The organism is Schlesneria sp. (assembly GCF_036405755.1).
Classification (GTDB): Bacteria; Planctomycetota; Planctomycetia; order Planctomycetales; family Planctomycetaceae; genus Schlesneria; species Schlesneria sphaerica.
In genome coordinates this window covers 1-5,462 of the sequence record NZ_DASWWZ010000529.1, presented here as the reverse complement: position 1 = coordinate 5,462, position 5,462 = coordinate 1, and the positions used below count along the sequence as shown (strand labels likewise).

Annotated in this window: 6 protein-coding genes; 3 read left to right on the top strand and 3 right to left on the bottom strand. The window is 57.6% G+C overall.

Annotated features, from left to right (window positions below; translation table 11 throughout):
• Positions 1–832 (bottom strand): lactate racemase domain-containing protein (locus tag VGE80_RS17960; protein ID WP_440593617.1); only part of this gene is annotated, 832 nt, incomplete at its 3' end.
• A gap of 177 nt (positions 833–1,009) precedes the next feature.
• Positions 1,010–1,936 (bottom strand): FAD-dependent thymidylate synthase, encoded by a 927-nt coding sequence (thyX, locus tag VGE80_RS17955; protein WP_440593616.1) that lies wholly within the window; start codon positions 1,934–1,936, stop codon positions 1,010–1,012.
• A gap of 668 nt (positions 1,937–2,604) precedes the next feature.
• Between thyX and VGE80_RS17950 the strand changes: the two genes are divergently transcribed.
• The 3 genes from VGE80_RS17950 to VGE80_RS17940 all read left to right on the top strand — a co-directional run bounded on the left by VGE80_RS17950 (position 2,605) and on the right by VGE80_RS17940 (position 4,652).
• A complete protein-coding gene (locus VGE80_RS17950; RefSeq protein WP_373653329.1) occupies positions 2,605–3,309 on the top strand; it encodes an FHA domain-containing protein in 705 nt (234 codons plus the stop codon).
• Between the two features lie 47 nt (positions 3,310–3,356).
• Complete coding sequence (locus tag VGE80_RS17945; protein ID WP_440593615.1) at positions 3,357–3,764, top strand: hypothetical protein; 408 nt, start codon at positions 3,357–3,359, stop codon at positions 3,762–3,764.
• Positions 3,765–3,845: 81 nt separating this feature from the next.
• On the top strand, positions 3,846–4,652 hold the full coding sequence (locus VGE80_RS17940) for a class I SAM-dependent methyltransferase (protein ID WP_440593614.1): 807 nt from the start codon (positions 3,846–3,848) through the stop codon (positions 4,650–4,652).
• Between the two features lie 161 nt (positions 4,653–4,813).
• On the opposite strand, the gene ruvX is transcribed toward VGE80_RS17940, so the two are convergent.
• Positions 4,814–5,326, bottom strand: coding sequence for a Holliday junction resolvase RuvX (gene ruvX, locus VGE80_RS17935; RefSeq protein ID WP_440593613.1), 513 nt, complete (start codon positions 5,324–5,326; stop codon positions 4,814–4,816).
• Positions 5,327–5,462: the final 136 nt, after the last annotated feature.

The window sequence follows — 5,462 nt, the reverse complement described above, 5'->3', positions numbered from 1 at the left end:
CGGGGATAGCGACCAGTGCTGTCTCGCCCCGTTGATCGAGCGTCACGCGCCAATGTTCGTCCAGCAGCTTTCGGCCTTGTTCTGCGACCCGGTCGGTGCTTCCCGCCAGAATGGCGGACATTCCCGCATGGCTTCGCGAAGGAAGCACCTGAATGGCGAACTGAACCCCCAGCAGCCAGGCAATTTCATTGACCAGTTGCCGCAAGGGACGTTCATCGTCCGGCCCGAGTTCCTGGTGCCCCTGTCCGAGCGACTTTGCAAACGCGTCCGGAGTCGACAAGCCAGGATAGAAAGCACTGGTCAGTTCACGTCTGCCGAGCATCGCGTCAAAGCCAAAGCGCCCGATCGGCAGCACGAAATCGGCGTCCAGAACATCTCGTGACAGATACAGTCGTTCGCCCGCCGCACTGGAAGCCAGATAGCCGGTGGAGTCAGCCACGGTCGGATCGTGGATTTTCCACGTCACCTGATCTCGCACTTCGGGCGGCAACAGTCGCCTCGGGTCGGCCAGGTTACGCTTCAGCATTGATGCAGGCTGAAGAATCTGCACACTGGAGGGATTGATCCCGGCCGAGGCAAACGACGACCAGATCCCACTGATAATTTCAGCCCCGGAAGGGACACCGCGATCAAGCACGATAGTCACGCGGTCATCGGGGACCAGAGCCAGTTCCAGCGCGGGAAACTCGATCGGCTGACGTACGCTTTCTCTCGCCGCTCCAACGGGATCGGCCAGCGGTTCAGGCCCCAGCCCCGAATACAAAATACGGTTATCAGGAAGTTCGCTTTCCCAGCGTTCCGAGGCCCCGTAGTCGAGCGTGATCAGCGTCATTCCTCAACACTTTCGTCGTCCGCAGTCAATTTCACTCATTCAGGCAAACTCGCTGGGCGGGCATTCATTGTTCACCCACCACGCAACCTGTTCAACCCGTGTCATCCGTGAGCTGTAACACTCGCGTCAATCTCGACTGGCGGGGAACCTCCGGGCCAGTTCCCGTCCATTGCCGCGCTAACTTGCCGCCGCGGGTTCGAACCGAGCCAGCAGTCCCAAGTCCACCAGCTTGCTTCGACACTCATCTCGTTCACGACAGCGGGCCAGGTCAACCCATGTCGGGTCCTGAACACTCATGAAGTCTGCTTCAGTATAGGGAGGTGCCGAATTGGTTGCTGCGCCACGCGCCGTGAGTCGCTGGATCACTTCTCGTTCCAGTCGACTGAGCGATGATCCACCGATGCGATAATCCTCGAAGGCTTCCCAGACCACCGGGAACAGGGGGCGGATAATTTCGCGCCCGATGGTCGTCGCATACAACCGGATTTCCTGCTGAGCATGCGAGTCCATTCGGAGCGCGAGAAAGTGCAGCAGGTTGTGCAGATCGACCTTCCAGTAGGCTTCAGTATAGGTCGACAGCGGCAGATCCTTACGGGCTTGCTCACGCGCCACCCCTGCCGACAAGCGGTCTTCATACGTCTGGCGAGACAGATCCTGAAGTTGCCGTTCCGCCTCTGTCAATTGCTGCCCAACCTCGATCGGTAAAGACTGACCACTCCCCTGCCGATTCTGAGTCGCCTGGGCTCGCCAGGACGAGGGATCGGTGGTCTGCGCCGAGTCGATCGCTTCGGAATAACGGGTGCTGTACTCATTGACGTTGGCCATCCGATGCCGAATCCACTGGCGCCAGCAGTCCATGGGGACGCGGACCAGCAGCTTGACTTCAGCCATTTCAAACGGAGTCGTATGCCGATGTCTCAGCAGATATCGAATCAGCGAACGATCATCGGAAACTCGTTTCGTGCCGGCGCCGTAGCTGACCCGCGCAGCCTGTACGACAGCGGAGTCGTCACCCATCACGTCGACGAGGCAGACGAAACCATCATTGAGCAACGGGAATTTCTTCCATCGCAGTTGCTCCATGGTTGACAAAGTTTCGGACATGAGAGGAATCCCCACTGAAAACCAGCCCAAGGACAGCCACAGGCCGGACGTATTCTTTCAAATTACTTCTCTAGGCTCGGCGAGGGCCATCATGATCACACCGACGAACCAACCGATTCGACATTGACGGCGTGCTGGCGTTTACTGCCCCGGGATCCACGCCAATTCTCAGCAAAACGTTCACATGGTACAAAGTCCAGCGAATCTGGGCTTCGTGACCCCTGGCATCTTCGCTGAAGGGCATGAACAGGCCTCCCGGCCCCACTCCCCCTTCTCACAACCGTACGGACATCGCTCGGCAGAAGTCGGGAACTTGTATGTGATCAGACGGTCGAATTCTACCAAGACGAACCTCTTCACATCTTCAGCAACGAGTCCCCAGCAGCTCCCAGACGACGCAACTTGAACAGCGGGAGTTGTATGGAGCCGGCGGCCTGAATCTCGATCCACCCTCCCTTCCTCGACGTGACATCGCTTGGGACTGAACGGATTCCCACTCCGCAGGATTCGGGAACACGATCCAGGACACCATTTCAGGACAGGCACTGCCGCTTGACGACGGGAGAATCAGCGTGTTAAAACCATTTTTGCGTGAATTTTTTGATCATGGGTTGTCATGGCTTCAGTGATCCTCCTCATTTGGCTTTATTCTCTATGTGGATCGTCCGATGACTTGGGTGACAATTCGAGTCCTCGAAGGTATGGAACAGGGGCGGGTCTATTCTCGCTTGCCCCTGCCAATCTCGGTCGGTCGTGAGGATGAAAACAACATCCAATTGAATGATGACCGGATCAGCCGATTTCATGCAAAACTGCAGGATCATTCCGGTCGCGTCATCCTGACAGACCTCGACAGCACGAATGGAACACGCGTGAATGGCCATGCGGTCCAGATGCGGGTTCTGCAACCGGGTGACATCATCGCTGTCGGGCGCTGTCTGCTGCTTCTGTCGGAACAGGAAGATAGTGATCTAACCCCGATCGGTGGTGCAGACCAGACGTTTTACGCGGGCAGCGGCATTACCTACGACGACAGCAAGGATGACGACTGCGAGTTTTTCGCACCGTTGCCACGCTCACCGGAAGAACCCGTTGAGCCATTTCAAAAGGGCTGCCCGGAACTTCCGATTCGGCTCGACGCGCTGCAGCGAGTTCAACTCTCTGACCTGCTGTCTTATGTTCACGAGCAGATCGGCCGTGTTGTCAGGAATTCCATTCAGGAAATTGAGAACCCTTCTCCCGAAGAACTGGTTTTGGACAATCCCCAGGAACGGGTTTTCCGCTGCGACTGGGAAAACTGGTCACATCTGGTCGCACTCCACGCAAAGCTGGCAGAGTGTGTTTGCGCCGTCAACAACCCAGATCATTCGTGATGGACTCGGTCGTTCGAGTCGACCTCAATGGTGATGTGCGGTCCTCTATGTCACACTCTTCGCGCATTGACCGCCGACAGTTCGCCGGAAGCCTGCTCGCGGCTACGAGTGCCGGTGTCCTGTTAACGACTTCATCGAGCGTCGCGACCGAGGACGACAATCCCCCCTCGGAGAAACCTCCGCAGGATTCGCCGACTGAGGCCAAACATGAAGAAAAGACGACTGAACCTGCCCCTGAAACAGTTCCTGAAAAGACTTACCCACCCCAGGAAATCCTTCTGCTCACCTGCCTGATTCAGCGTTATCCGAGCAAACATTTTGACGAGACAGCCTTGCAGGGAATCTACCGGGATCTGCGTGGCGACCTTGTACGAGGTCGGATTCTCAGTGAATTCCCGTTAAAAAACTCGGATGGACCTGGATTTGTTTTTCAGGCATTGCCCATTCAAAAATAGATGCCGATAGAGACCAGCCGGGCTCGTCCATTACCCGAATCGACGAGTTGTCGCTGGTACTGTCACCCGTGTGAGAACCCCATGATCGACGAAGAATATCGTCGGCAGAATCGAGCGGCCTGGGATCGACTGTCGGACGGAAGCCAGTTTGCCCATCGGGCCACTGACGAAGAATGCCTGGATCCGATCAAGACCCTGGACGGCCGTGGATGGCTGCCCAAGAGTGTCGCCGGAATGGACGTCCTGTGCCTGGCCTCGGGGGGCGGCTGGCAGTCGATTCTATACGCTGCCGCAGGGGCCCGTGTCACAGTCGTCGACTTGAGCGAAGGGATGCTGAGTCTTGATGAACGCGAAGCCGCCCGCCGCAGGCTGTCAGTGAAAACCATTCATGCGTCGATGGACGACCTGTCCATGCTGCAAGACCAGTCCTTTGACATCGTCCACCAACCGGTCAGCACATGCTACGTCCCCGATCTCTTACGGGTCTATTCCGAGATCGCCCGCGTCTGCCGCGATGGAGGCGTTTACATCAGCCAGCACAAACAGCCAACAAGTGCACAAATCACTCATCGCAATGAACGCAATCACTTCGTGATTGGTATCGAATACTATCATGAAGGCCCCCTTCCCCGGACGGAAGATACATCCTACCGTGAACGGGGCGCTGTCGAATATCTGCATCGCTGGGATGAGCTGGTGGGTGGGCTGTGTCGCTCGGGATTCGTGATCGAAGATTTGCGGGAACCACGACGGGCCGATCCCAAAGCTCCCGTCGAACATTTCGGCTACCGGGGCAGGTTCATCCCACCGTACGTCCGTATGAAAGCCCGCCGACTGCCACGAACAACTCAGCCCGATCCGCGGACACCGCAGATCTGGATCCCCTGACGGGAACGGACTCCACTGAGTTCGCTCGCCCCGGAGGGTTCGCTCGCCCCGGAGGGTTCGCTCGCTCCGGAGGCTTTCCCCGACGTTTCCCTTCGTCCACGACCTGAGGGCCCCCTCTGCAACGCGAAACATTCAAGTCGCTGTGACGACATTTGGAGCGCTCAACTTGCAGGCTGATTGCTGCCCGTACCAGGAGCCGGAGGGGGAACGATTCGTTCTGGAGCATCGAGATAAGACTGCAAGATGACCTTGGCCGCCAGACTGTCGAGAGGCTGCTTCCGTTTAGAGGGCGATTCACCCCGCATCCAGATCAACAGTTCGGCTTCGGCGGACGAGTATCGCTCGTCAATGTAGACCAGAGGGATTGATGTCTGTGCGGCTACCCAGGTCCCGAATTCGCGGACCTCTGCGGCAGCGGTCCCTTCTTCTCCATTCGTTCGGATAGGAAGACCGAGTACAATGCCCACCGCCCGGTATTCCTGAATCAGTTCCCGAATGTACTTCAAATTTGCCGCCGGCTGCCGAACCAGCCAGGTCTCGACCGGGACGGCGACCGTCTGATCGGAATTCGAAACGGCCACCCCCATCCGCTTGGTACCGTAGTCCAACCCCAGTAGCGCTCCCTGCTTGGGCAACAGGGTTCGAGTCGGCTCAGTGGAAGGGTGATCGGTCATTACAGGCACTTGTCAAAGTAATAGGGCGTCTGGGGGACTCATCGAGGATGGGGCCTCAGCCATATGAACGTCGCCCCACGGACACTCCCGGCGGACCAAAAATCAGCCATACGGAGCGTTCCTGACAAGTCCCAGA

Excerpts from the sequence above, each read along its gene's own strand:
- VGE80_RS17945 (WP_440593615.1), top strand. The coding sequence starts at position 3,357 with ATGTCACACTCTTCGCGCATTGACCGCCGACAGTTCGCCGGAAGCCTG.
- VGE80_RS17940 (WP_440593614.1), top strand. The coding sequence starts at position 3,846 with ATGATCGACGAAGAATATCGTCGGCAGAATCGAGCGGCCTGGGATCGA.
- thyX (WP_440593616.1), bottom strand. The coding sequence starts at position 1,936 with ATGTCCGAAACTTTGTCAACCATGGAGCAACTGCGATGGAAGAAATTC.
- ruvX (WP_440593613.1), bottom strand. The coding sequence starts at position 5,326 with ATGACCGATCACCCTTCCACTGAGCCGACTCGAACCCTGTTGCCCAAG.
- VGE80_RS17950 (WP_373653329.1), top strand. The coding sequence starts at position 2,605 with ATGACTTGGGTGACAATTCGAGTCCTCGAAGGTATGGAACAGGGGCGG.